General features: G+C 61.3%; 26 protein-coding genes. 19 read left to right on the forward strand and 7 right to left on the reverse strand.

The annotated features are described in order from the left end of the window. Nucleotides 1–120 precede the first annotated feature (120 nt). The 3 genes from CXF97_RS10390 to CXF97_RS10400 are packed head-to-tail and all read right to left on the reverse strand — an operon-like array spanning nucleotide 121 to nucleotide 2,713. Nucleotides 121–1,170 (reverse strand): alkene reductase, encoded by a 1,050-nt coding sequence (locus CXF97_RS10390; protein WP_101158423.1) that lies wholly within the window; start codon nucleotides 1,168–1,170, stop codon nucleotides 121–123. A 33-nt stretch (nucleotides 1,171–1,203) separates the two neighbouring features. Continuing rightward, a complete protein-coding gene (locus CXF97_RS10395) occupies nucleotides 1,204–2,370 on the reverse strand; it encodes an MFS transporter (protein ID WP_101158424.1) in 1,167 nt (388 codons plus the stop codon). A gap of 34 nt (nucleotides 2,371–2,404) precedes the next feature. Continuing rightward, nucleotides 2,405–2,713, reverse strand: coding sequence for a helix-turn-helix transcriptional regulator (locus CXF97_RS10400; RefSeq protein WP_101158425.1), 309 nt, complete (start codon nucleotides 2,711–2,713; stop codon nucleotides 2,405–2,407). A gap of 168 nt (nucleotides 2,714–2,881) precedes the next feature. Here CXF97_RS10400 and CXF97_RS10405 point away from each other — a divergent pair, with 168 nt between their 5' ends. Beyond that, a complete protein-coding gene (locus tag CXF97_RS10405) occupies nucleotides 2,882–3,466 on the forward strand; it encodes an ACP phosphodiesterase (protein WP_101158426.1) in 585 nt (194 codons plus the stop codon). Between the two features lie 102 nt (nucleotides 3,467–3,568). Here the strand turns inward: CXF97_RS10405 and CXF97_RS10410 are convergent, their stop codons facing one another. Together CXF97_RS10410 and olsB are read right to left on the reverse strand one after the other, a co-directional pair. After that, entirely contained in the window at nucleotides 3,569–4,360 is a 792-nt protein-coding gene (locus CXF97_RS10410) for a 1-acyl-sn-glycerol-3-phosphate acyltransferase (RefSeq protein ID WP_101158427.1), read from the reverse strand. After that, nucleotides 4,360–5,115 carry an L-ornithine N(alpha)-acyltransferase gene (gene olsB, locus CXF97_RS10415; protein WP_101158428.1) on the reverse strand — a complete coding sequence of 252 codons (756 nt, stop codon included), beginning with the start codon at nucleotides 5,113–5,115 and terminating at the stop codon, nucleotides 4,360–4,362. Before olsB ends, CXF97_RS10410 begins: the two co-directional genes overlap by 1 nt. A gap of 153 nt (nucleotides 5,116–5,268) precedes the next feature. Between olsB and CXF97_RS10420 the strand changes: the two genes are divergently transcribed. The 5 genes from CXF97_RS10420 to CXF97_RS10440 all read left to right on the forward strand — a co-directional run bounded on the left by CXF97_RS10420 (nucleotide 5,269) and on the right by CXF97_RS10440 (nucleotide 9,580). After that, nucleotides 5,269–6,147, forward strand: coding sequence for an acyl-CoA dehydrogenase family protein (locus CXF97_RS10420; protein ID WP_101158429.1), 879 nt, complete (start codon nucleotides 5,269–5,271; stop codon nucleotides 6,145–6,147). Nucleotides 6,148–6,313: 166 nt separating this feature from the next. Next, entirely contained in the window at nucleotides 6,314–7,393 is a 1,080-nt protein-coding gene (locus CXF97_RS10425; protein ID WP_101158430.1) for a serine hydrolase, read from the forward strand. Next, nucleotides 7,390–7,686 carry an amidase gene (locus tag CXF97_RS10430; protein WP_101158431.1) on the forward strand — a complete coding sequence of 99 codons (297 nt, stop codon included), beginning with the start codon at nucleotides 7,390–7,392 and terminating at the stop codon, nucleotides 7,684–7,686. Before CXF97_RS10425 ends, CXF97_RS10430 begins: the two co-directional genes overlap by 4 nt. Before the next feature lie 144 nt (nucleotides 7,687–7,830). Then, the gene (locus CXF97_RS10435) at nucleotides 7,831–8,421 is read left to right on the forward strand and encodes a YceI family protein (protein WP_101158432.1); all 591 of its coding nucleotides are present in this window, start codon (nucleotides 7,831–7,833) and stop codon (nucleotides 8,419–8,421) included. Nucleotide 8,422: 1 nt separating this feature from the next. Next, the gene (locus CXF97_RS10440; protein ID WP_101158433.1) at nucleotides 8,423–9,580 is read left to right on the forward strand and encodes a phosphatidylserine/phosphatidylglycerophosphate/cardiolipin synthase family protein; all 1,158 of its coding nucleotides are present in this window, start codon (nucleotides 8,423–8,425) and stop codon (nucleotides 9,578–9,580) included. A 98-nt stretch (nucleotides 9,581–9,678) separates the two neighbouring features. Here the strand turns inward: CXF97_RS10440 and bglX are convergent, their stop codons facing one another. Continuing rightward, nucleotides 9,679–11,970, reverse strand: coding sequence for a beta-glucosidase BglX (bglX, locus tag CXF97_RS10445; RefSeq protein WP_101158434.1), 2,292 nt, complete (start codon nucleotides 11,968–11,970; stop codon nucleotides 9,679–9,681). A 257-nt stretch (nucleotides 11,971–12,227) separates the two neighbouring features. Here bglX and CXF97_RS10450 point away from each other — a divergent pair, with 257 nt between their 5' ends. The 8 genes from CXF97_RS10450 to CXF97_RS10485 all read left to right on the forward strand — a co-directional run bounded on the left by CXF97_RS10450 (nucleotide 12,228) and on the right by CXF97_RS10485 (nucleotide 18,102). Then, complete coding sequence (locus CXF97_RS10450) at nucleotides 12,228–12,836, forward strand: LemA family protein (protein ID WP_024011957.1); 609 nt, start codon at nucleotides 12,228–12,230, stop codon at nucleotides 12,834–12,836. Between the two features lie 13 nt (nucleotides 12,837–12,849). After that, entirely contained in the window at nucleotides 12,850–13,602 is a 753-nt protein-coding gene (locus CXF97_RS10455; RefSeq protein ID WP_016771316.1) for a YgcG family protein, read from the forward strand. 33 nt (nucleotides 13,603–13,635) lie between these two features. Further along, nucleotides 13,636–14,253, forward strand: coding sequence for a TPM domain-containing protein (locus CXF97_RS10460; RefSeq protein WP_101158435.1), 618 nt, complete (start codon nucleotides 13,636–13,638; stop codon nucleotides 14,251–14,253). A gap of 101 nt (nucleotides 14,254–14,354) precedes the next feature. After that, complete coding sequence (locus CXF97_RS10465) at nucleotides 14,355–15,581, forward strand: SAM-dependent methyltransferase (RefSeq protein ID WP_101158436.1); 1,227 nt, start codon at nucleotides 14,355–14,357, stop codon at nucleotides 15,579–15,581. A gap of 200 nt (nucleotides 15,582–15,781) precedes the next feature. Next, nucleotides 15,782–16,363 (forward strand): DJ-1/PfpI family protein, encoded by a 582-nt coding sequence (locus CXF97_RS10470; RefSeq protein WP_101158437.1) that lies wholly within the window; start codon nucleotides 15,782–15,784, stop codon nucleotides 16,361–16,363. Between the two features lie 75 nt (nucleotides 16,364–16,438). Continuing rightward, nucleotides 16,439–16,783 (forward strand): YegP family protein, encoded by a 345-nt coding sequence (locus CXF97_RS10475; RefSeq protein ID WP_101158438.1) that lies wholly within the window; start codon nucleotides 16,439–16,441, stop codon nucleotides 16,781–16,783. Nucleotides 16,784–16,939: 156 nt separating this feature from the next. Next, nucleotides 16,940–17,581: a hypothetical protein gene (locus CXF97_RS10480; protein ID WP_101158736.1), complete on the forward strand. Its 642-nt coding sequence runs from the start codon at nucleotides 16,940–16,942 to the stop codon at nucleotides 17,579–17,581. Continuing rightward, nucleotides 17,581–18,102, forward strand: a complete 522-nt coding sequence (locus CXF97_RS10485; RefSeq protein ID WP_101158439.1) for a hypothetical protein — start codon at nucleotides 17,581–17,583, stop codon at nucleotides 18,100–18,102. The genes CXF97_RS10480 and CXF97_RS10485 overlap by 1 nt, the downstream gene beginning before the upstream one ends. Before the next feature lie 123 nt (nucleotides 18,103–18,225). Here CXF97_RS10485 and CXF97_RS10490 read toward each other — a convergent pair whose 3' ends face one another. Continuing rightward, on the reverse strand, nucleotides 18,226–19,245 hold the full coding sequence (locus CXF97_RS10490) for a DUF4917 family protein (protein WP_101158440.1): 1,020 nt from the start codon (nucleotides 19,243–19,245) through the stop codon (nucleotides 18,226–18,228). A gap of 153 nt (nucleotides 19,246–19,398) precedes the next feature. Between CXF97_RS10490 and yiaY the strand changes: the two genes are divergently transcribed. The 5 genes from yiaY (at nucleotide 19,399) to CXF97_RS10520 (ending at nucleotide 25,406) form a co-directional block, all read left to right on the forward strand. Further along, nucleotides 19,399–20,547, forward strand: a complete 1,149-nt coding sequence (yiaY, locus tag CXF97_RS10495) for an L-threonine dehydrogenase (protein WP_101158441.1) — start codon at nucleotides 19,399–19,401, stop codon at nucleotides 20,545–20,547. Nucleotides 20,548–20,615: 68 nt separating this feature from the next. Continuing rightward, entirely contained in the window at nucleotides 20,616–21,527 is a 912-nt protein-coding gene (locus CXF97_RS10500; RefSeq protein ID WP_101158442.1) for a LysR family transcriptional regulator, read from the forward strand. A gap of 249 nt (nucleotides 21,528–21,776) precedes the next feature. Beyond that, nucleotides 21,777–22,970, forward strand: a complete 1,194-nt coding sequence (locus CXF97_RS10505) for a CaiB/BaiF CoA-transferase family protein (protein ID WP_101158443.1) — start codon at nucleotides 21,777–21,779, stop codon at nucleotides 22,968–22,970. Then, nucleotides 22,967–23,893 carry a hydroxymethylglutaryl-CoA lyase gene (locus tag CXF97_RS10510; RefSeq protein ID WP_101158444.1) on the forward strand — a complete coding sequence of 309 codons (927 nt, stop codon included), beginning with the start codon at nucleotides 22,967–22,969 and terminating at the stop codon, nucleotides 23,891–23,893. Before CXF97_RS10505 ends, CXF97_RS10510 begins: the two co-directional genes overlap by 4 nt. 181 nt (nucleotides 23,894–24,074) lie before the next feature. Continuing rightward, nucleotides 24,075–25,406, forward strand: coding sequence for an MFS transporter (locus CXF97_RS10520; protein WP_101158445.1), 1,332 nt, complete (start codon nucleotides 24,075–24,077; stop codon nucleotides 25,404–25,406). The last annotated feature ends 96 nt before the right edge of the window (nucleotides 25,407–25,502 follow it).

Genomic DNA, 25,502 nt, shown 5'->3' on the forward strand with positions numbered 1-25,502 from the left:
TTTTGTAGGGAAATTGTGTCGCTGTTGTGAAACGCTGTTCGCTGGCGCTTATTCCGCACCAATAGCAAAAAGCCCCTGACTCTCACAAGTCAGGGGCTTTTTCATTTCTGCGCTACGTGATTACAAGGTCGGATAGTCGATATAACCGACCGGACCTTTACCGTAGAAAGTCTCCGGATGCGGCGCGTTCAACGGCGCATCGGCCTGCAAACGTGCCGGCAGATCCGGGTTGGCAATGAACGGCACGCCGAACGCGACCGCGTCTGCCTTACCGCTGGCCAGCCACTCGTTGGCGCTTTCCTTGGTGAATTTTTCGTTGGCAATGTATGGGCCACCGAAGGCTTCTTTCAGTTGCGGGCCGAGGCTGTCGGCGCCTTCTTTTTCGCGCGAGCAGATGAACGCGATGCCACGTTTGCCCAGTTCACGGGCGACGTAGGTGAAGGTCTCGGCAAGGTTGTCATCGCCCATGTCGTGGGAATCGGCACGCGGTGCCAGGTGCACACCAACGCGGCCGGCGCCCCAGACTTCGATCGCGGCGTCGGTCACTTCCAGCAGCAGGCGCGCACGGTTTTCCAGCGAGCCGCCGTACTGGTCAGTGCGCTGATTGGTGCTGCTTTGCAGGAACTGGTCGAGCAGGTAGCCGTTGGCGCCGTGGATTTCCACGCCGTCGAAACCGGCGGCCTTGGCGTTCTCGGCGCCTGTGCGGTAGGCGTCGACGATGTCGGCGATTTCAGCGGTTTCCAGGGCGCGCGGGGTTGGGTAGTCGGCCAGTGGGCGCACCAGGCTGACATGACCCTTTGGCTGAATGGCGCTTGGGGCCACCGGTGCTTCACCGTTCAGGTACGAAGGGTGAGAAATGCGGCCAACGTGCCACAGTTGCAGGAAGATCTTGCCGCCGGCGCCGTGAATCGCCTTGGTCACGTTGGCCCAGCCACGCACCTGATCGTTGGACCAGATGCCCGGGGTGTCCGGGTAGCCGACGCCCATCGGCGTTACCGAAGTGGCTTCACTGAGGATCAGGCCGGCCGAGGCGCGTTGTACGTAGTATTCGGCCATCAGCGCGTTCGGCACACGGCCTTCGTCGGCGCGGCAGCGAGTCAGCGGGGCCATGATGATGCGGTTGTTCAGCTCGATATCGCCGAGTTTGATCGGGTCAAAAATAGTCGCCATGTCTAAAAGCCTCTCTTTAATTAAGGAAGTTGATCAGTTGGAAGCAGGCGCCAGCTCGGCATTGCCGTTCTGGCGGAAAGTAATCAGGGTCACCAGCAGCGCAAGCACGGCCAGCGCCGCAGCGGCCAGTGGCACGCTGGTCAGGCCGTAGCCGTGGGCGATGACGCTGCCACCGACCCAGGCGCCGAGGGCGTTGCCAACGTTGAAGGCGCCGATGTTCAGGGTGGAAACCAGGTTCGGTGCAGCCTTGCCGAAGGTCACCACGTTGACCTGCAGCGCCGGCACAGCGGCGAAACACGCAGTGGCCCAGAGGAACAGGGTGATCTCGGTTGGAATCAGCGCGACGCTGGTCCAGCTCAGCACGGTGGAAACCACGGCCATGCTGATGAACACACCGATCAGCGTGGCGGCCATGCCCTTGTCGGCGAGTTTGCCGCCGATGATGTTGCCGACCGTCAGACCCAGACCGATCAGCATTAGCGTCCAGGTCACGCCACGCGGCGACACGCCGGTGACTTCGCCAAGCAGCGGGGCGACGTAGGTGAACAGGGTGAACACCGACGCGGCGAACAGCGCGGTCATGCTCAGCGACAGCCAGATGCCGGCGCCTTTGAGTGCGGCGAGTTCGGCGCGCATGTCGAGTTTTTCTTCGTCGCGCCTGGCCGGCAGAAAACGGATCAGGCCGATCAGCGCGATCACACCAATAACGGTCACCGCCCAGAAGGTCGAACGCCAGCCGGCCTCCTGACCCAATGCAGTGCCCAGCGGTACGCCGAGCACGTTGGCCAGGGTCAGACCGGTGAACATCAACGCCACCGCCGAGGCACGTTTGTTTGGCGCGACCAGATTGGCCGCCACCACCGAACCGATGCCGAAGAACGCGCCGTGACACAGCGCCGTGACCACCCGGGCAAACATCAGCACGTTGTAATCGCTAGCGATGGCGCAGAGCAGGTTGCCGACAATAAAGATGCCCATCAACGTCACCAGCGCGGCCTTGCGCGGCAGCTTCGCGGTGGCCAGTGCCATGAACGGTGCACCGATGGCCACGCCCAGCGCGTACCCGGTGACCAGCCAGCCGGCGCCGGGAATCGACACACCGAGGTCCGCCGCCACGTCGGGCAGCAGGCCCATGATGACGAACTCGGTGGTGCCGATGGCGAAGGCGCTCAAGGCGAGAATGAGGAGCGAAAGGGGCATGCAGGTTTCCTTGTCGGCTGGCTGACGTTAAGGGTCAGAGCTCTTTACTGAGGGTGCTGAGAAACGCCTGGATGACGTCCTCGTTACGTTTGAAAAAATGCCACTGCCCAGCCTTCTGGCTGCTGATCAGCCCGGCTCGTTGCAGGGTCGCAAGGTGTGCCGACACGGTCGATTGCGACAGGCCGCAACGCTGATCGATCTGCCCGGCACAGATGCCGTATTCATGGTTGTGCAACTGCTCGGGGAATTCGCCTTTCGGGTCTTTCAGCCAGTTGAGGATGTCTCGCCGTACTGGGTGCGCCAGGGCTTTTATTATTTCGTCGAGGTCGAGGTCGAGGTTCATGGCGTGGGCTCGTGGTGGCAGTGGCGATATATCGCGATGGAGCGAACTTTAAATCGTTGGATCGCGATATACCAATATGAAATCGGTCTGAGGAACGCATAAATCGCTATATCGGGTTATAACGATACAAGGGTGCTGGATGACTGAACGCGGTGCTAAGCTGCGCCCATGAACTATCTCGCGCATTTGCATCTCGGTGGCCAGCGCCCCGGTCAGTTACTCGGCAGCCTGTATGGCGACTTCGTCAAGGGTCGGCTGCAAGGCCAGTTCGACCCGGAAGTGGAGGCGGCGATCGCCCTGCATCGGCGCATCGACGTGTTCACCGATCGCCATCCACTGGTCGACATTGCTTTGGGGCGTTTTACCGAGACGCGGCGGCGCTATGCCGGAATCGTCCTCGATGTGTTTTTCGATCATTGCCTGGCGCGGGACTGGATGCTGTATGCCGACCGACCGCTGGAGCAGTTCACCGCAGACGTCTACCAGGTGCTGTCCCGCGAACGGCAATTGCCGGAACGGCTGGCGAAGATCGCCCCGCACATGGTTGCCAATGACTGGCTCGGCTCGTATCGCGAATTTGAAGTGCTGGAGCAGGTGTTGCGCGGGATCTCGCGACGCCTGACCAAGCCTGAGGAATTGGCGGGTGCGATGCAGGAGTTGCGGCGCTTGTATGAACCGTTGAGTGAGGACTTCAGCCTGTTCTACCCGCAACTGCAGGACTTTGCCCAAGCCCCGCCAACAACACAAAGCTGATGTGGGAGCGGGCTTGCTCGCGAAAACGGGTTGTCAGGCAACCTGTTCATTGGCTCAAACGCCGCCTTCGCGAGCAAGCCCGCTCCCACAAGGGATTGTGTTTCAGGCAGCGATTGCCGGGCGCATCGGCGCCTGTCGGCTTTGCGGAATCGATCCAAACAACACCTTCTGCACCGCCTGCTGCGCTTCGAACGCCAGCGCCGCGCGCTCGCGGCCCTGACAGGCGATCGGCTTGAGCAGATGCACCTCGACATCGCCGCAGTCATGGCTGAACAGGCGCATCAAGTGCGAAAGCAGGTCATCGTCACCAATGAACGGCGCCAGCGTGTCGATTTCGCCGTTGCGCAGATAACGGATCGCCACCGGTTGCAGCATCACTTCGGAATCGATCGCCGCTGACAGCAGGCGACCATGAAAAGTGCGCAGCGAACGGCCATCGGTGGTGGTGCCTTCGGGGAACATCAGCAGCGCGTGTTCGGTTTGCAAATGGCGAGTCATCTGCTTGCGGATCAGCTGGCTGTCGCCCGAACCACGGCGGATGAACAGGCTGCCAGCCTTGGCCGCGAGCCAGCCGGCCACCGGCCAGGTGCGCACTTCGGCTTTGGACAGGAAGGACAGCGGGGTGAGCATGCCCAGCAGTGGGATGTCCGTCCATGACACGTGATTGCTGATCCACAGCATCGGCTGTTTCGGCAGCTCACCGTGCACCCTCACGCGAAAGGGCAGGGCGTTGCTCAGGCGCGCCATGAAAAAGCGCGACCAGCGCTGGCGCCGTTCCATCGAATGCGCCAGACCGATGCGTTCGAAGACGCCGAAGACGCTGGCCATGGTCAGCCCCAGCGTCACCACGAGCAGCACTCGCGCGATTCGCGCGTACACCCGCCACCGGCTCATCAGACCGCCGCCTTGAAGTGCTTGGCGTAGCGCGGGCAGAGTTCGTCGCGCTTGAGCAGGATGAACACGTCGGCGACCTGGAAGTCCTCGTCCCAGCACGGCTCGCCGCAGATCTTCGCACCGAGGCGCATGTAGGCCTTGAGCAGCGGCGGCATTTCGGCGATGACGTTGGACGGAATATCCAGCGTCGGCAGCGGATTTTTCGGCTCGGCGCGCAAGTGTTCAGTGCACAGATACCGTTCGCGCAAACGTTGCATGATCGCGTGGGCCTGAATGCCGCCGTCCTGCATCGGAATGCTCGCGCAACCCATCAGGTAGCTGTAGCCGCCCTGATTGAGCACTTCGGCCAATTCGCCCCAGAGCACGGCGATGGTCCCGCCGTTGCGGTAGGCCGGGTCGACGCAGGTGCGGCCGATTTCCAGAATCGGGCCTTGCAGATGCGCCAGGCCATGCAGGCTGAATTCTTCTTCGCTGTAAAATTTGCCCAAGCTGCTGGCGGCGGTGTGATCGAGCAAACGGGTGGTTGCCACCAGGCGACCGGTGTTCAGGTCACGCACGCCAATGTGGCTGCAGTGAACATCATAATCATCCATGTCCAGACCCAGTTCCGCGCCTTTGAGTTTGGCGTTGAACTCGCCGCTGAAGACGGCGAAGCGCAGGGCCTGGGCTTGCTGCAAGGCTTGTGCGCCGATCAGGCGTTCGGCTTGCAGGCGGCGTTCATTGCCGGTGTCGCTGATGCGGGCGATTTGCGTCATGTGAATCTCCGTACGGGCCTTTAACCCGTCGTGGGTTGCAGCCGATCGACTTTCTTTATGCAGCCGTGTTGTGCAAAGTCAGGCTATGTAGCCCCGGTGTCATCGCCATGAACGTTCGGTGATGCTTATATGACAGCCCACGAGGAGGCGCCCATGCCCTGGCCAGATCTGCTGCACCGCCGTGAACGCTTGCCCGCCGTCGCCGATTTGGCCGAGGGCTTTGCGACGTTGTTGCAGGCGCTGGGCAACGTCACGCCGTTCGAGTTGGCGGTGGCTGGGGGACGGCGGATGGCCACGCCGGGGCTGGCGTTCCTGCTCGGTTATCAGGCGGCGCTGCGCATGTTGTGGCCGAGCGCGCCGCTGAGCCTCGGCGCGTTGTGCGCGACCGAACAGCGCAGCCTGCGGCCGGCCGACTTGCAGACGCGACTGAGCAATTTACGCCTGAGCGGGCGCAAGGATTTCGTCACCGCAGGCGATGCCGCCGACTGGCTGCTGGTGGCGGCACGCTGTGAAGAACCCGGCGAAACGCCGCGCCTGAGTCTGGCCGTGGTGTATCCCGGCGAGCCGGGCGTGAAGGTGGAAAAACTGCCGGCGTTGCCATTGATGCCGGACATCAGCCACGGTCGCTTGCACCTCGACGGCGCCCTGTGCGAATTGCTCGCCGGCGATGGCTGGGACGCGTACGTCAAACCGTTCCGGACCCTTGAAGATGTCTATGTCTTGAGTGCGATGACCGCGTGGCTGTATGGCGTCGGCCAAGACAGTGGCTGGCCGCAGAACCTGCAACTGCGTTTGCTGGCGCTGTTGGGCGGTTGCGCCGAGGCCAGCCGGCAAGCGCCGAACAATCCGGCCGGGCATGTGCTGTTGGGTGGGTTGTTTGCGCAGTTCGAAGCGCTGGCGGGGGAGGTTGATGAGGCGCTGGGCAACGGCCCGGCGGAGTGGGCGCAGATGTGGCAGCGGGACAAGGGCGTGATGCAATTGGCCGCGGGGGCCCGGGCCAAGCGGTTGGCCAAGGCTTTTGCGGCAATCTGACGCGCCTCTTTGCGAGCAAGCCCGCTCCCACAGTTTGATCGCATTGCAACAGGATGAACTCAATCAACTGTGGGAGCGGGCTTGCTCGCGAAAGCGACTTGAACAGCACCACACATCTGTCATCAACCGCACCTAATCTCAGCAGACCCATCCCAGAGCCTCCACCATGTTCAAAGGCCTGTCCCTGTTCCTGCTGCTGATCAGTCTCACCGTTCACGCCGAACAGTGGCCCGGTGAGCAATGGCCAATCGGCGCGCCAATCGCCGGTCCGGCTGTTGAAGCGCTGGAAACCTACGCCTTCGCGCCGCGCAACGATGCCACTCGCGAAGGCATCCGCACCGACGCCTTGCTGATCATCCGCGACGGCCAGATCGTCTACGAACGCTACGCCGTTCCAACCACTGAACAGACTCCGCACCTGACCTGGTCGATCAGCAAAAGCCTGATGGCCACGGTGCTGGGTGTGGCCTACGGCGAAGGCCGGTTCAAGCTCGACGACCCCGCGCTGAAGTTCTACCCGGCGCTGGAAAAACACCCGGCGATCACCCTCGGCCATCTGCTGAACTGGGCCTCCGGTCTCGATTGGCAGGAAGACTACGAATACGCGCCGCTGAAATCTTCGGTGGTGGCGATGCTCTACACGCGGGGCCATCGCGACATGTCCGTATTCACTGCGGATCACGACGGCTACGCCGCACCGGGTCAGGCATTCCGTTATTCCAGCGGCGACAGCAACCTGCTCGCCGCCGCGTTGAAAAGCATGGTCGGCGCAGAGCGTTATGCCGATTATCCGTGGACAGCCTTGTTCGAGCCGTTAGGCATTCGCCACGCCGTGTGGGAGACCGATGCCAACGGCACATTTGTCGCCTCGTCCTATGCCTATCTCACCGCGCGGGATCTGGCGCGGGTCGGTCTGCTGATGGCGCGCGGCGGGCGCTGGAACGGTCGGCAGTTGCTGCCCGAGGACTGGCTCGCGTTCAACCTGAAACCCTTTGCCGGCTACCAGGCGCAGCAGGACGAAGCCGTGCCCGGCGGTCATTGGTGGCTCAATCGCCCGGCCGATGGCGCAACATTGCCGTGGCCCGACGCTCCCCCCGATACCTTCGCCGCACTCGGCCACTGGGGCCAGGCGCTGTATGTAATGCCCAGCGAGAAACTGATAATCGTGCGCTACGGCGATGATCGCGACGGCAGCTATAAGCACAACGAATTGCTCAAACGCGTGTTGCAGGCGGTGCGACGATGAAGCGCTTTTTGATCTTGCTACTGGTCGTGCTGCTCGGTTGGGGTTGGTATGAGCGCGAGAATCTCTGGGCTTTCCCGGACATCATCAGCGCCTACACCGCCAAGGAATATTGCTCGTGTCGTTATGTGATGAACAATGACGCCGAGTATTGCCGTGGCTATGTCAAACAATGGCTGCCCATCAGTGGCTTTAACGATGACGCCTCGAGCAAAACCATCACCGTCAGCGGCATGGGCCGCAGTAACAGTGCGCAATGGCTGAGCGACCGCCAGGGCTGTCGCTTACAGCCTTGAAAGATCGCAGCCTTCGGCAGCTCCTACTTTGGAATGCGTTCCCCTGTAGGAGCTGCCGAAGGCTGCGATCTTTTGATCTTGATGTTGCAATAAACCCATGGGCGGTTAAGGTTCGTGCAGGTTAATCGCGCCCACGAGTGTTCAATGTTCAACCGCTCCCTCTCTACAGTTTTCGCCAGCCTGCTGTTGACCGCCGCTGCACTGCCGGCCCAGGCCAATTGGTATCTGGACGGCGAGTCGTCGCGGCTATCGTTTGTCAGCACCAAAAATGCCAGCGTTTCGGAAGTGCAGCGCTTTCTGGTTCTGCACGGCAAAGTCGATCCCAACGGTCGTGCCGAAGTTGAAGTCGAGCTCGAATCGATCAACAGCGGCATTCCGCTGCGTGATGAGCGCATGCGCAAGGAGCTGTTCCAGATCGAGCAATTCCCTGCAGCGACCATCACCACCCAGATCGACTTGCGCCCGATCAACGATCTGGCGCCCGGCGCGCAGTTGGAATTGCGCCTGCCGCTGACCGTCAGCCTGCACGGCAAGCAGCACGAATACCCGGCCGAGTTGCTCGCCACGCGTCTGGATGATCGGCGCTTTCAAGTGGTCACGCTGGAACCGCTGGTGATCAATGCCGAGGATTTCGATCTGGCACCGGGTCTGGAAAGCCTGCGCAAACTCGCCGACCTGTCGGCGATCAGTCTGTCGGTGCCGGTGGGTGCGGTGCTGATTTTCACGGCGCGCTGACATGCGCGGTGCGGTGTTCCCCTGGCGTGACGGCAACCGTTTCGAACTGTTGATCGACGGCCCGCAGTTCTTTCCGCGCATGCTCGAGCACATTGCCGGGGCAAAAGAGCAAATCGAACTGGAGCTGTATCTGGTCGAGGCCGGCGCCTGCGCCGAAGCCATCGTGCAGGCACTGGTTGCAGCGGCGGAGCGCGGGGTGCGCGTGCGTTGCCTGTTCGATGATTACGGCAGTCTCGCTTTTACGATGACACTGCGTCAGCGCCTCACCCAGGCCGGGGTCGAGCTGCGTTTCTACAATCGCCTCAGTTGGCGGCGCTGGGTCGGCAATTTCTATCGTGATCACCGCAAGTTGCTGCTGGTCGACCAATGCCTGGCAGTGGTCGGCGGCACCGGCGTAACCGATGAATTCTGGACGCCGGGCTTTGATGTCAGCGAGTGGCACGAGGTGATGGTCGAGATCAGCGGCCCGTTGGTGATCGACTGGCAATTGCTGTTTGATCGGCAGTGGATCGCCAACCGTTACCGCCGCGCCTGGCGCCCGGCCGCGCATTTCGGCTTGCCGCGTTTGCCGCGCGTGCCGGACAAGGGCGAGGGCATGGGCCGTGTGGCTTATGCCGATGCGCGTCAGCACCGTGACATTTTGCAGTCGCTGTTTCGCGCCCTGAACAGCGGCCAGCAACGCATCTGGATGGCCACGCCGTACTTTCTGCCAACCTGGCAAATCCGCCGTTCCCTGCGCAAAGCCGCCGCACGCGGCGTCGATGTGCGGCTGCTGCTGACCGGGCCGCGCACCGATCACCCCTCAGTGCGCTACGCCGGCCATCGCTATTACCCGCGCCTGCTCAAGGCCGGCGTGCAGATCTTCGAATACCAGCCGTGCTTCCTGCACCTGAAAATGGTTTTGGTCGACGACTGGGTGAGCATTGGTTCGTGCAACTTCGATCACTGGAATCTGCGTTTCAATCTGGAGGCAAATCTGGAGGCGCTGGATCCGGCGTTGACGGCAGCGGTGGAGGCGAGTTTTGTGAAGGACTTCGGCTTGAGTCAGCTGGTGAGTCTGGAGCAATGGCAGCGCCGGCCGTTATGGCGGCGGGTCAAGCAGCGTGTGTGGGGCTGGGTGGATCGGTTGGTGGTGAATATTCTCGACCGTCGCGGGTAGAGCAAGATCAAAAGATCGCAGCCTTCGGCAGCTCCTACAATGGGATGGTGTACACCCTGTAGGAGCTGCCGAAGGCTGCGATCTTTTGCTTTTAAGGGTTACAGCAGTTCAAAACTCTGCTGCGTCACCGCCTGCGAGTCCAGGCCGATCTGTACGTTGAACTTGCCAGGCTCGGCTGCGTATTTGAGCTGGGCGTTGTAGAACTTCAGGTCTTGCTCGGTGATGGTGAAGTGCACGACTTTCTGTTCGCCGGCCTTGAGCATGATCTTCTGGAAGTTCTTCAGTTCTTTCACCGGGCGGATCATCGAACCGGTGACGTCCTGGATGTACAACTGCACCACGGTTTCACCGTCACGCTTGCCGGTGTTCTTGACCATGACACTGGCGTCGAGTTTGCCGGTGGCGTTCAGCGTGGTCGATGACAGCGCCATATCGCTCAGGGCGAAGGTGGTGTAGCTCAGGCCATAACCGAACGGAAACAGCGGGCCGGTGGTGTCATCGAAATACTGCGAGGTGTAGTTGCCAGGTTTGCCCGGCGTGAACGGCCGGCCAATGCTCAGGTGGTTGTAGTAGGTCGGGATCTGGCCCACGGAACGCGGGAAGGTCACCGGCAGTTTGCCCGACGGGTTGTAGTCGCCGAACAGCACGTCGGCGATGGCGTTGCCGCCCTCGGTGCCGCTGAACCAGGTTTCCAGGATCGCATCGGCCGACTGGTTCTCTTCGAGAATCGTCAGCGGGCGGCCGTTCATCAACACCAGCACCAGCGGTTTGCCAGTGGCTTTCAGCGCGCGGATCAATTCGCGCTGGGTTTCGGGGATGTTCAGGTCAGTGCGACTGGAGGATTCGTGGGACATGCCACGGGACTCGCCGACAGCCGCGACGATCACGTCAGCATCCTTCGCCGCTTTCACCGCTTCGTCGATCAGCACGTTGGCCGGGCGCGGGTCATCGACCACTTCCGGGGCATCGAAGTTGAGGAAGTTCAGGTAGTCGAGGACCTTCTTGTCGCCCGTGATGTTGGCGCCACGGGCGTAGATCAGGTTGGCCTTGTCGCCGATCACCGCACTCATGCCATCGAACAAAGTGACCGATTGCGCCGGACGCCCGGCGGCGGCCCAACTGCCCATCATGTCGATTGGCGCTTTGGCCAGCGGGCCGACCAGCGCGACTTTCGCGTTTTTCTTCAGCGGCAGGGTTTCGTTGTGGTTCTTCAGCAACACCAGGCTGCGCCGCGCCACTTCGCGGGCCTCGGCGCGGTGCAGGCGGCTTTCGGCGTAGGTGTCGGCCGGGTCATCCTCAGCCTTGCCGATGCGCAGGTACGGGTCTTTGAACAGGCCCATGTCGTACTTGGCGGCGAGCACTTCGCGCACGGCATTGTCGATGTCTTTCTGTTCGATCTCGCCGGACTTGAGCAACCCCGGCAGCTCCTTGCCGTAAAGGGTGTCGTTCATGCTCATGTCGATGCCGGCCTTGATCGCCAGCTTCGCCGCTTCGCGACCGTCGCGGGCGACGCCGTGCTTGATCAGTTCGAAAATCGCACCGTGATCGCTGACCGCCAGGCCCTTGAAGCCCCAGTCCTTGCGCAGCAGGTCGTTCATCAGCCAGGTATTGGCCGTGGCCGGAATACCATTGATCGAGTTCAACGCCACCATCACGCCACCGGCGCCGGCATCGATCGCGGCGCGGTAGGGCGGCAGGTAATCCTGGTACATCTTCACCGGGCTCATGTCGACGGTGTTGTAGTCGCGACCGCCCTCGACCGCGCCGTACAGGGCGAAATGCTTGACGCTGGCCATGATGCTGTCGGCGGCGCTCGGGGTTGCTCCCTGATAAGCGCGGACCATGACTCCGGCAATGCGCGAGGTCAGGTAGGTGTCTTCACCGAAGCCTTCGGAGCTACGGCCCCAGCGTGGGTCGCGGGAGATATCCACCATCGGCGCGAAGGTGATGTCGAGGCTGTCGGCAGCGGCTTCTTTCGCCGCAACGCGACCGGACTGGCCGATGGCATCCATGTCCCAGCTCGACGCGAGGGCCAGCGGAATCGGGAAAATCGTACGGTGACCGTGGATGACGTCGTAGGCGAAAAACATCGGAATCTTCAGGCGGCTGCGCATGGCAGCGTCCTGCATCGGACGGTTTTCCGCGCGGGTGATCGAATTGAACGTGCCGCCGATGTTGCCGCCGGCGATTTCCTTGCGGATCAGCTCGCGCGGCATTTCCGGGCCGATGCTGATCAGGCGCAACTGGCCGATCTTTTCGTCGAGGGTCATTTGTTTCATCAGGTTACTGATGAAAGCGTCCTTGTTCTCCAAAGGTACCGGGGTCGTGGCGGCCAGTACCTGATGACTGGCCAGGCTGACGAACAGACCCAGCAAACACAGCTTCTTCATGAATTTTTTCTCAAGGGCCCAAACGGTGATGCAACACCGGCCAGCCAAAATGTAGGGAGCGACTATTGTTGTTCGGGTGCCAGCTCAAAACCTGAGCCGGGAAACCCCAGCCGACCGCGGCAATGTGAACGCGAAGGGCACTTTTTAGCCGATTAACCCGTCGCATGCCAGTGGCGGCGCCGATTATGCCCCAACCGCTGGCCGGGAATGCCCAGCGCTCGGTTTTTAAATCAAATGTGTCATGGAGCATCACTGCAATGAATATCAGCTCGACTTCCCGTTCACGGCTACAGATCGCCACGTTGCTGGTGTTCGCCACGCTATTGACTGCGTGCGGCATCAACAATATCCCGACCCTCGACGAACAGGCGAAAGCCGCGTGGGGCCAGGTACAGAACCAGTATCAGCGCCGCGCCGACCTGATCCCCAATCTGGTGGAAACGGTCAAGGGCTACGCTGCCCACGAACAGGAAACCCTGACCGCTGTGATTGAAGCGCGAGCCAAGGCCACCTCGATTCAGGTCGATGCCAGCACCCTCGACAATCCCGAGAAGCTCAAACAGTTCCAGCAGGCGCAGGATCAGCTGACCGGCGCGTTGAGCCGTTTGATGGTGGTCTCCGAGCGGTATCCGGATCTGAAGGCCAACCAGAACTTCCTGGCGTTGCAATCGCAACTCGAAGGCACGGAAAACCGCATTGCCGTGGCGCGTCGCGATTTCATCCTGGCGGTGCAGAAGTACAACACCGAGATCCGCACCTTCCCCGGTCGCCTGTGGCACAGCGTGATGTACAGCGATCTGCCGATGCGCGAAACCTTCGAAGCCACCACGCCCGGCGCGGAAAAGGCCCCGGAAGTGAAATTCTGACTCGAGGTCGCCCATGCGTGTGTTGAAACTGGGCCTGGTGCTGATGCTGTGGCTGTTTGCCGTCAGCGCCCGGGCCGAACTGACGTTTCCGCCGCTGAGCGGGCGCGTGGTCGATCAGGCGCAGATGCTCGAGCCATCGATTCGCGCGCAACTGAGCCAGCAATTGCAGGCGCACGAGCAAGCCACCGGCGAGCAATTGGTGGTGGTCACGCTGCCCGATCTGCAGGGCACCACCATTGAGGATTTCGGCGTTCAGCTCGGCCGGCACTGGGGCATCGGCCAGAAGGACAAGAACAACGGCGCCTTGCTGATCGTCGCCCGTGACGAGCGCAAACTGCGCATCGAAGTCGGCTATGGCCTGGAGGATCGCCTGACCGATGCGCAGTCGTCGGTGATCATTCATCAGGTCATTACGCCGGCGTTCAAGGCGGGCAATTTCAGCAAGGGCATCAGCGATGGCGTTGCGGCGATGCTGGTGGTGCTCGGTGGCAATCCATTGGACGAGCCGTCCACCGTGTACGAATCAAGCGGCGACCCGGCCGATGACTTCATCTCGCGGCACCCGGCGCTGTTCATGTTTCTGGTGATGTTGTTCATCCTGACGGTGTTTGTCTGCCAGATGCTCGGTATCCTGCCTGCCGGCCGGGGCGGCTCCGGAGGAGGGGGCGGCTTCGGCGGTGGCGGCGGATTCGGTGGCGGCGGAGGCGGTGGCTTCAGCGGTGGCGGGGGCAGTTTCGGCGGCGGCGGTTCGTCCGGCGGCTGGTGAGATCAAAAGAACAATGAGCAGGCACTTTTCGACATGGCATTACTGACTGAACACGAACAACGCAAAGTCGCCGAGGCCATCGCCCGGGTCGAACGCGACACCGACGCCGAACTGGTCACGGTGCTCGCTGCCCGCGCCGACGACTACGCGTACATCCCGCTGCTCTGGGCCAGCCTGCTGGCGCTGGTGTTGCCGGGCATCGTCCACTACCTCACGGGCTGGCTGACCCTGCGCAGCCTCCTGCTGGTGCAATGGGGCATGTTCATCGTCCTGTGCCTGCTGTTCCGCTTGCCGAAAATCACCACGCATCTGGTGCCGCGCCGCGTCCGTCACTGGCGCGCCTCCAACCTGGCGCGGCGGCAGTTTCTCGAACAGAACCTGCACCACACCGTGGGCAGCACCGGCATGCTGATCTTTGTCTGCGAGGCTGAGCGCTATGTGGAGATTCTGGTGGATGAAGGGATTTCCAAACGGCTGGAGAACAGTAACTGGGACGCGATTGTCGCGGCGTTTACCGAACAGGTCAGGCAGGGCCGCACGCTGGAAGGGTTTGTCACGTGCGTGGAGGCGTGTGGCGAGTTGTTGAAAGTGCATGTGCCGGTGACGCAGGTGAGGAATGAATTGCCGAATCGGTTGGTGGTGCTGGGGTGAGGGGCTTGTGAACCGTTGGGTAAATAAGTGGGTGTTCCCAACCCTCATCCCCCCTAAAATACCCGCCATTCCCGATTCCGCCCGTCCGAGGCCGTTTGTCCATGTCTGTTTCCGCTTCTTCCGCGCCGTCCGCCAAACCGGCGCCCGACCACCACGCCCAGTTCATCGAGCTGCTGCAAACCAGCCTCACCGGCAACGGCTTCATCAAACTGGTGCTGGCCAAGTATGTCGGTGACGAGGCGGATCTGCAGCGGATCATCGTCAAACCAGTAACGGTCAAGGCGCAGCCGTGTCTGTCTTTCGTTTATCGCTACAAGACCCGCGACATCACCAAGAACCTGCCACTGAGCGAAGGCGTGGCGCTGATCGCCGGGCTGTTGCCAACCTCGTTCAAAAATGCGCACTTGCTGGCGCTGACCGACGAAGCGCAGCTGGAATACAGCAAAAAGGACAAGAGTTCGCTGTTCAAGAGTAAACCCCAGCAATTGCGCGAAGCACCGTCCGCCGAGCACAACCGCGAGAAAAACCGCTTCCTCGAATTGAGCCGACCGTTCCTCAAGGACCTCGGCGTGACGAACGCACAACATGAACTGATCCCGGCGATGTCACGCAAGTGGAAGCAGATCAACAAGTTCATCGAAGTGTTCAGCCATGCCCTGACCTCGTCGCCGCTGGCGCTGGACAAACCGGTGCGGGTCGCCGATTTCGGTTCGGGCAAGGGCTACCTGACGTTCGCCATTCACGATTACCTGCGCAACACTTTGAAGGCCGAGGGCGAAGTCACTGGCGTCGAGCTGCGCGAAGAAATGGTCAACCTGTGCAATGCCGCGGCGGCGAAGCTCGAACACCCGGGGCTGGTGTTCAAATGTGGTGATGTGCGCACGGTGGCGCCCAGCGAGCTGGACGTGATGATCGCCCTGCATGCTTGCGACATCGCTACCGATTACGCGATCCACACCGGCATCCGCTCGGGCGCATCGATCATCATGTGCTCGCCGTGCTGCCACAAACAGATCCGCCTGCAGATCCAGAGCCCGGCGTTGCTCAAGCCAATGCTGCAATACGGTCTGCACCTCGGCCAACAGGCGGAAATGGTCACTGACAGCTTGCGTGCGTTGTTCCTCGAGGCCTGTGGTTACGAGACCAAGGTCTTCGAATTCATCTCGCTGGAACACACCAACAAGAACAAGATGATTCTCGCGGTGAAACGCGCCGAGCCGATTGATCCAACGCCGTTGTTGGCGAAGATCGCAGAGCTCAAGGCGTTCTACCACATCAGCGAACACTGCCTGGAAACCCTGCTGCGCGCCGACAGTTTCCTCGCCTGATAGCCAGAAATACACCCCTGTAGGAGCTGCCGAAGGCTGCGATCTTTTGATCCTGGTTCTTTAAATGCAAGATCAAAAGATCGCAGCCTTCGGCGGCTCCTACATTTATCGCGATCGAGCGTAGTAAGCCTGGAATTACCGCAACCCTTGGATACGGTCTACCTTGAATACTCCCAGACCTTTCCCCGAGGAGTTTCCCCATGGCCGCGAAAAAGATTTTGATGCTGGTCGGTGATTACGTCGAAGACTACGAAGTGATGGTGCCGTTCCAGGCCTTGCAAATGGTTGGTCACACGGTCCATGCCGTGTGCCCGGACAAGTCTGCCGGCAGCACTGTGCGCACTGCGATTCATGATTTCGAAGGCGATCAGACCTACAGCGAAAAGCCCGGCCACTTGTTCGCCCTCAATTTCGACTTCGCCAAGGCCAGCGAAGCCGATTACGACGCCCTGCTGATTCCCGGTGGTCGTGCCCCGGAATACCTGCGTTTGAACGAAAAAGTCCTCGAGCTGGTGCGCGCCTTCGACAACGCCGGCAAGCCCATCGCCGCGGTGTGCCATGGCGCGCAGTTGCTCGCGGCGGCGGGTGTGCTCGAAGGGCGCGAGTGCAGCGCGTATCCGGCCTGCGCCCCGGAAGTGCGCTTGGCCGGCGGCACGTTCATCGATATTCCGGTGACCGAGGGTCACGTTCAGGGAAATTTCGCCACCGCTCCGGCATGGCCCGCGCATCCAAGCTGGTTGGCCGGCTTCCTCGGTCTGCTCGGCACCAAAATCACCCTGTAGTCGCAGGCGACAGACCGCGGAGGCTAGTCTTTACTCTGAAGCGCGAGATCTCTCAATCGCCCAGGAGAAACAGGCATGTCCGGATGGTACGAAGTGAGCAAAAGCAGCAACGGCCAGTTCAGGTTCGTGTTGAAAGCGGCGAACGCCGAAACGATTCTGACCAGTGAGCTGTATAGCACCCGCGCCGGTGCCGACGGTGGTATCGCATCGGTTCAGACCAACAGCCCGCTGGCTGAGCGTTACGAAAAAAAATCGACGAAGGATGGTCACCCGTATTTCAACCTGAAGGCAGCCAATCACCAGATCATCGGCAGCAGCGAGTCGTATTCTTCCGATGGCGCCTGTGACAAGGGCATTGCCAGTGTGAAGGTCAACGGTTCGACCAAGACCATCAAGGACAAGACGCTGCCGGTGCTCTGAAACCAGGCCTGAGTTCGCTCGCCAAAGGATTGGCGTCCGAATTCTGGCAATGTGCCATCATTTTGCGTATCCTTCGCGCCAAGCCATGGAAGGGCGCAAATCGACACTCTTTCATGCGTTGCAGATTGCTGGCCGTGAGAGAGCTTACCTTTGAAGATGCGTTTTTTGGCTGCCCTGACCGTGCTGCTCAGCCTGAGCGGCTGCTACAGCATGTCCCCAACCCACATTGACGACGCGCTAAGTCCCAGCGCCGGATCTGGCGTGGCGTATGTCGTGGGCGTAGTGGGTATCTGGCCCCAGGCCAGGTACGGCGCACAGGAACAAATGATCATGATCCGCAAGCGCGGCAGCGACGATTTCGCCACCGCGCGTTTGCACAACGAATTCTATGCCCGCACGGCGCGCGATCTGCGTGAGACAGGGCGCGGCATCGGCACGCTGTTCGTCATGCCGCTCAAACCCGGTCGGTACGAAATCTACAACGTGCGCTTCGATCAGGGCCGGTCGCTGTCATGGAGCCGTGAAGACTTCACCATCGGCATGGAACTCGAGGCGGGCAAGGCCTACTACCTCGGCGATTTCCGCGCCGGTTGCCTGATCGGGCGCAGCATGCCGTGCCTGTTCCTGCACAGCGATCACCTCGAGCGCGACGCCGCGCTGGTCCGAGCCAGGTACCCGCAAGTGCCAGGTCTGCAACGTCTGGACATGCCGAACCTGTACACCGCCACGCCATTCATCCGCGAAGAAAACGGCGCCAGCGCCTCCATCTACAAAGCCATGCTGTCAGGAAAACTCTAATGCGCATCAACGTCATGTTTCTGGGATTGCTCTTGCTGCTGAGCGGCTGCCAGACCACCCACAGCCTGAAAACCCCTGAAGTCGATTACAGCGAGCGCCTGCCGGCGATCAACGTCAATGTGATTGGCTTGCCGAGCTGGATGCTGCGCGATGAATTGCGCCATCGCGGCACCTTCGAGGAGGTCAGGGTCGGCCGCAGCGACGACGGCTATAACGTGCTGGTGGTTGCCAACAGCAACGTCGGCGGCATCCAGCCACAGATGTTCCTCAGCGCATTTACCCTGTTTCTCGTGCCGGTGCCGGTCAGTTGGGACAGCACCGTGGTGTTCAGCCTCAGCCATGGCAAGAAAGTGCTGGGCATCTATACCGTGCAGAACCATTCCAGCGCCTGGCGCGGATTGGTCAACCCGTCCGGCGGCCAGTTCGAACATGTACGCCTGATCAGTGACGAGTTCATCGCCAAGGTTTTGAAAGACCAGCCGTTCAACCGCGAGGCGATGCAGCGCGCTGCCAGCCTTTAGCAGAACGATCACCTTCAGGCATTCGCGGCTGACAATTTTCGCGAGCAGGCTCGCTCCCACAGGTTGAACGCATTTCAAAAGGTGCGAGCGAGCCTCGTCGCGAGGGCGTCAGCCCGGCCAATATCAAACCTCAACCGGTACCGACAGCTGCGGATTGCCCAGTGCATGGCTCTTGGCATCGAAGAACCGCAACTCAACGCCAGTGCCTTCAAACACCCTGGCGTAGTGACGCTTCTGATGCTGGATGAACGCGGCACTGCGCGGGTAAATCGAGATCGCCACGGTCGCGGGTCTGGCCAGGCGCAGTGCCCGTACCAGGTGCGCATCCTGTTCGCCCAGGGCATGGCCGAAAATGCACAGGCTGTCGCCATGCGCCAATAACTGCTCGTAGCAGAACGACAGGTAATCCGAACTGCGGATGGTTTTGAGCTTGTCGGCGCTGGGTCCCTCGGTGACGAACAGTGGCACGTCATCCAGCGTCTTGATCGTGTTATTGATCGCGAAACTGCCAAGCAGGGTGCCCTCGGTCGAGGTCAGTTTGCGCGCGGTGCCATCCTGATTTCGCACCAGATGCAGACCACCGTGCAGGTACAGCAGACGCGGTTTGTCCGTGGCGCTTTGGCTCAAGTCGAAACTCGCGTCCGGGCCGTTGAACAGGTCATCAATGGCCTCGCCCGGGTGTTGCAGCGCCCAGTAATTGAGCAGGTCGTAGTTGGTCGTGAACACGCTGCGATAGCGCGCCAGTTCCGCATTCAGCACCGCCAGTGTCGAGGGCTGCACCAGCCGCCACGGGATGTGCACCGCATGCACGGTGTTGATCAGCGCTTCCTTGATCGCGTAATAGCGATTACGCGGCGCCGCCGAACTGACCGCCAGCGCCTTGTTGACCCGGCTGGTGGTTTTCAGGGCACCCAGCACTTGCTCGAAGCTGCGCGTTTGCAGCGCATCGAACACTGCCAGTTCCGAGGGGCTCAGCGGTTTCTCTTCGACTGTACGGGCATTTTCGAACAGCGAGTCGTAGCCGAAGTCATCCCACACCGCACGGCTGGCGCCATTGCCCACCAGCAAACCGCTGAAAGCAGTCGCAGCGCGCAGGGCATTCCAGTCTTCGAGGGTGGCGTCGACATTGAGAAAATCGGTCATTGCGTGGGCGGTCTCAAACGAAGGGCAGATGGACGGCGACTTTATCACGAGCGGACATTGAGCCAGATCAACATTGCTCGTGACCGATCGGTCGATCCTGTGTGTATCCGCCGAATCGAGGCAGTCGATCCGGCTCCAGTCAGGAGACACACGATGAGCAGCACCTTCTTCATTCCCGCCGTCAACATCATGGGCAGCGGCTGCCTCGACGAAGCCATGCTCGCGATTCGCAATTATGGCTTTCGCAAGGCGCTGATCGTCACCGACAGCGGACTGGCCAAGGCGGGCGTGGCGGCGATGATCGCCGAGAAACTGGCAATGCAGGACATTGATTCGGTGATCTTCGACGGCGCCAAACCCAACCCGAGCACGGCCAACGTCGAGGCGGGTCTGGGGCTGTTGAAGGAGAGCAACTGCGATTTCGTGGTGTCACTGGGCGGCGGCTCGCCGCACGATTGCGCCAAGGGCATTGCGCTCTGCGCGACCAACGGCGGGCAGATCGGCGATTACGAAGGCGTCGACCGCTCCAGCCAGCCGCAATTGCCGCTGATCGCCATCAACACCACCGCCGGCACCGCCAGCGAAATGACCCGGTTCTGCATCATCACCGACGAATCGCGCCACGTGAAAATGGCCATCGTCGACCGCAACGTCACGCCGCTGTTGTCGGTCAACGATCCGCAGTTGATGGTCGCGATGCCCAAAGGCCTGACCGCCGCCACCGGCATGGATGCACTGACCCACGCCATCGAAGCCTACGTCTCGACCGCCGCTAATCCGATCACCGATGCCTGTGCCTTGAAGGCCATGAGCCTGATCAGCAGCAACTTGCGTCTGGCCGTGCGCGACGGCAACGACCTGGCGGCGCGGGAGAACATGGCTTACGCGCAGTTCCTCGCCGGTATGGCGTTCAATAACGCCTCGCTGGGTTTTGTACATGCGATGGCGCATCAACTGGGCGGTTACTACGACTTGCCCCACGGCGTCTGCAACGCCGTGTTGCTGCCGCATGTGCAGAGTTTCAATGCGCAAGTGTGTGCTGATCGACTCAGGGACGTTGCCCACGCCATGGGTGCGGACATTCGTGGTCTCGGTGCCGAAGAGGGCGCGCAAGCGGCGATCAACGCCATTCGCAGCCTGGCTAAAGATGTCGAGATCCCCGGCGGACTGCGTGAGCTGGGCGCGAAACTCAGCGATATTCCGGTGCTCGCCGCCAATGCCTTGAAGGATGCCTGTGGGTTGACCAATCCAAGGGCGGCCGATCAGCGCCAGATCGAAGAGATTTTTCGTAACGCGTTTTAAGACCGGCACAGCGCGAACGATCGGCGTTATCCTCGCCGCTCGTTCGCGCCACTTCCGCCGAGTCCTCCATGCTGCAAAAAAGCCTGATTCGCCGCCTCGACCTGATCACTCTGCAACTGTTCGTCGCCGTGCACGAAGAGGGCACGCTGACCCGTGCGGCTGCGCGCGAAGCCATCGCGGTGTCGGCGGCCAGCAAGCGGCTGATGGAATTGGAGGAGGCGTTGGGCATCGCTCTGTTCGTGCGTCAGGCCAAAGGCATGACGCTCACCCCGGCCGGTGAAACCCTGCTGCACCACGCACGACAGATGCTTTTCAACCTCGAGAAGATGGGCCTGGAGCTGGGCGAGCACAGCCACGGTGTGCGGGGTTACGTGCGCATGCTGGCCAATCTTTCGGCGATCATTCAGTTTCTGCCCGAAGACTTGCGTGACTTCTCGGCGCAGCATCCGCAGGTCAAGACCGACCTTGAAGAACGGCCCAGCGCCGGGGTGATTCAGGGCGTGCTCGATGGCGTCGCGGACCTCGGCATCTGCTCTGACGACAGCGACACCCAAGGCCTGCACAGCGTGTTGTACCGCCAGGACAAACTGGTGGTGGTGATGTTGCCGGAGCATCCGCTGGCTACGCGCAAATCAGTGGCCTTCAATGAAACCCTGGACAGCGACTACGTCGGATTGCACGCGGCCAGTTCGATCAACATGCGCACCCATGCGGCGGCGCGACAGGCCGGCAAAGTCCTGCGCGTGCGCATTCACGTGCCGGGGTTTGACGCGGTCTGCCGGATGGTCCAGGCGAACATGGGCATTGGCATTCTGCCGCAGCGTGCCTACGCGTTATTTGGTCAGTCGCTGGGGTTGCGGGCCGTGCCGCTGAGCGATGCCTGGTCGGATCGCACGTTGATTGTGGTGGTGCGTGATGAAGCGCGGCTGTCGCCGGTGAGCCGAATGTTGTTCGAGCATTTGCGAGCGCAGGGCGCCTGAATCTCTACTGAATGAGCCGCCCTCTTCGCGAGCAAGCCCGCTCCCACAGTTGCCAGCGTGGATGCAAATTGTGCGGCTGACTTGGAACCCTGTGGGAGCGGGCTTGCCCGCGAAAGCGGCTTCGAATTCACCACAGCACTCTGATGCGTTCGCATTTCGCGAATGCTCATTGCCGAGAGACGGCTGGATTCGCCAATGATCGTTCCTCTAGCCTTGGCCGCATATTCCAAGAACAAGAGGTACCCCGCGATGACTGCCCCTTTGAGTGCGATCAAAGTGATCGAGATCGGCACCCTGATCGCCGCGCCGTTTGCCGCGCGCATGCTTGCCGAGTTCGGCGCCGAGGTGATCAAGATCGAAGCCATGGGTCAGGGCGACCCGCTGCGCAAGTGGCGCAAGCTGCACGAAGGCACATCGCTGTGGTGGTACCTGCAATCGCGCAACAAGAAATCCCTGGCACTCAATCTCAAATCCGCTGAAGGCATCGAACTGGTCAAGCAACTGGCCGGCGACGCCGACGTGATCATCGAGAACTTGCGCCCCGGTGCGCTGGAAAAACTCGGTCTGGGCTGGGACGTGCTGCATGCCTTGAATCCTGACCTGACCCTGGTGCGTATCTCCGGCTACGGCCAGACCGGCCCGTACCGCGACCGTCCCGGTTTCGGCGCAATTGGCGAGGCCATGGGCGGCATTCGCTACACCACCGGCAATCCCGATTCGCCACCGGCGCGGGTGGGCGTCAGCCTCGGCGATTCGCTGGCCTCGTTGCACGCGGTGATCGGCGCGCTGATGTCGCTGTTGCGGGTCAAGACCGGGCAGGGCGGCGGGCAGATTGTCGACGTTTCGCTGGCCGAAAGCGTGTTCAACGTCATGGAAAGTCTGGTGCCGGAATACGACATGCTTGGCCATGTCCGCGAACGCAGCGGCGGCGCCTTGCCGGGCATTGCGCCCTCCAATACTTACCTCACCGCCGACGGCGCTTATGTGGTGATTGCCGGCAACAGCGACCCGATCTACAAGCGCCTGATGCACGTCATCGGCCGCGCTGATCTGGCCGACGCAGAAGAGTTCGCCCACAACGACGGCCGCGCGGCGCAGAGCCGATTGCTCGATGCGGCCATCACGCACTGGACCAGCAGCCTGCCGATCGACGAGGTACTGGCCGCCCTCGAAGCCGCTGAAGTGCCGGCCGGGCGCATCTACTCGGTGGCTGACATCGTCGCCGATCCGCACTATCAGGCGCGGGACATGCTGCTCGATGCCGAGTTGCCCGGCGGCGCAACGGTGAAGATGCCCGGCATCGTCCCCAAACTCTCGGAGACCCCCGGCGGGGTGAACTGGTCCGGGCCGAAACTGGGCCAGCACACTGACGCTATTCTCGCCGAACTGGGCCTGACTGAACTCGACATCGAACGCCTGAAAAGCCAAGGGGTGGTGCAATGATCACTGACTATTCGCAAACTCTGATCGTCCAGGAAGTCTCGCCGCGCGATGGCTTGCAGATCGAGCCGACATGGGTGGAAACCGCTGACAAGATCGCCCTGATCAATCAATTGTCACAGGCTGGATTCAGCCGTATCGAAGCCGGCTCGTTCGTCTCACCCAAAGCCATCCCGGCCCTGCGTGACGGCGAGCAGGTGTTCAACGGTATTGAGCGCCAGCCAGGGGTGATTTACGTGGCGTTGATTCCCAACCTCAAAGGTGCGCAACGGGCTCTGGCGGCGAATGCCGATGAGTTGAACCTGGTGATGTCTGCCAGCCAGACGCACAACCTGGCCAACATGCGCATGCGTTGCGAGGAGTCGCTGGCCGCGTTCGCTGACATCGTCGCGTTTGCCAGCGGCTCGGGTGTGCGCCTCAACGGCAGCATCGCCACCACGTTCGGTTGCCCGTTCGAAGGCAAGATTGACGAGGATCGCGTGCTGCAAATTGTCGACGCCTATCAGGAGCTAGGCATTCAGGGCATCAGCCTCGCCGACACCACCGGCATGGCCAATCCGCGTCAAGTCGATCGCTTGGTGCGGCGCGTTTTGCAGCGGGTTTCGCCGGCTGACCTGACCCTGCACTTCCACAACACCCGAGGCCTGGGTCTGTGCAATGTGCTGGCCGCATACGAGGCCGGTGCGCGGCGCTTCGATGCAGCGTTGGGTGGCCTCGGTGGCTGCCCGTTTGCGCCGGGTGCGTCGGGCAACATCTGCACTGAGGATCTGGTGAACCTGTGCGATGAGGTCGGTATTCCCACCGGCATCGATTTGACGCTGCTGCTGAAACTCTCGCGCGGCTTGCCGGCACTGTTAGGCCACGAAGTCCCCGGCCAACTGGCCAAGGCCGGGCGCAATTGCGACCTGCACCCGATCCCCACCTGAAGATAAGAAATCCTTGTGGGAACGGGCTTGCTCGCGAATACGGTATGTCATTCAACACGGATATCGACTGACCTGACGCGTTCGCGAGCAAGCCCGCTCCCACAGTTCAAAAGCATTGAGCAGTACCACTAGACAACAAAAACAATCGGACGCCATTGGCAGTCCGCCTGGAGAAAAATCCATGAGCCTCAACGTAATGGAGGCGGGCGCAAGTCCGTCTGTCGATCACGACGCCGAAAAAGCCCTGGTCAGCAAAGTCGCCTGGCGCCTGATGCCGCTGATCATGGTCTGCTACCTGTTCGCCTTCTTCGATCGCATCAACATCAGCTTCGCCAAATTCCAGTTGCAGACCGACCTGAGCCTGAGCGACACCGCGTATGGTTTGGGCGCCGGGCTGTTCGTGGTCGGTTACGTGCTGTTCGAAGTGCCGAGCAACATGATGCTGTACAAGGTCGGGGCCCGGCGCTGGATTGCGCGGATCATGATGTCGTGGGGTGTGGCGACGGCGGCGATGGTCTTCGTCAACAGCGAATGGCAGTTCTATGCGCTGCGCTTCGTGATCGGCGCGATGGAAGCCGGGTTTGCTCCGGGCGTGCTGTATTACCTGACCCTGTGGTTTCCTCAGCATTTCCGTGGCCGCATCACCTCGATGCTGTTTCTCGCCTCTGCATTCGCCGGGCTGGTCGGCGCGCCGTTCTCCGGCCTGGTGTTGCAACACCTCGACGGTGTGTTGCAGATGCGTGGCTGGCACTGGTTGTTCCTGCTCGGTGGCGTGCCGTGTATCGCTCTCGGTTTTCTGGTGCTCACGACGCTCAAAGACCGCATCGAGGATGCGCACTGGCTGACGGCTGACGAGAAGAAATTGCTTTCGAGCCGCATCGCCCATCACGAGCCACACAAGAGCGGCGGCTCATTGCTCGCGGCGCTGAAAATTCCCGGTTTCCTGACGTTGGGTTTGATCTATTTCCTGATCCAGGTCGCGTCCTACGGTCTGAATTTCTGGGCACCGCAATTGATCCGCAGCGCCGGCACCGAAAGCCCGGTGATGATCGGTCTGCTGACCGCCATTCCGTACATCTGCGGGGCGATCAGCATGGTGGTGATCGGGCGCTTGTCAGACGCCACCGGTGAGCGGCGCAAGTTTGTCGCCGGGCTGGTGATCGTCGGCGCGATCGGCTTTTTCAGCGCGGGGATCTTCGCCAGCCACACGACATTTTTGATCGTCGCGCTCGGGCTGCTCGGCGCAGGCATCATCGCTTCGATTCCGAGCTTCTGGACCCTGCCACCGAAACTGCTGGCGGGCGCCGGTGCCGGCGCGGCGGGCGGGATCGCGGTGATCAATACCCTGGGGCAATTTGGCGGGATCGTCAGTCCGGTCATGGTCGGGCGCATCAAGGACCTCACCGGCAGCACCACCCCGGCGCTGTATGTGATTGGCGTCGCCGCGCTGATTGCCGCCGTTTTGCTGCTGTGGGGTTTGCCGCAGAAGCTGCGCACGCTCGACAAGTATTGAATTTGCGACGCCGTCGATGACGCCTTCGCGTGCAGGCTTCACACACATGAGAAGATTCGCTGGCCTGATCTGTTGAATCCTTCGATGCAGAAAGGG

The organism is Pseudomonas sp. Choline-02u-1 (assembly GCF_002836515.1).
Classification (GTDB): domain Bacteria; phylum Pseudomonadota; class Gammaproteobacteria; order Pseudomonadales; family Pseudomonadaceae; genus Aquipseudomonas.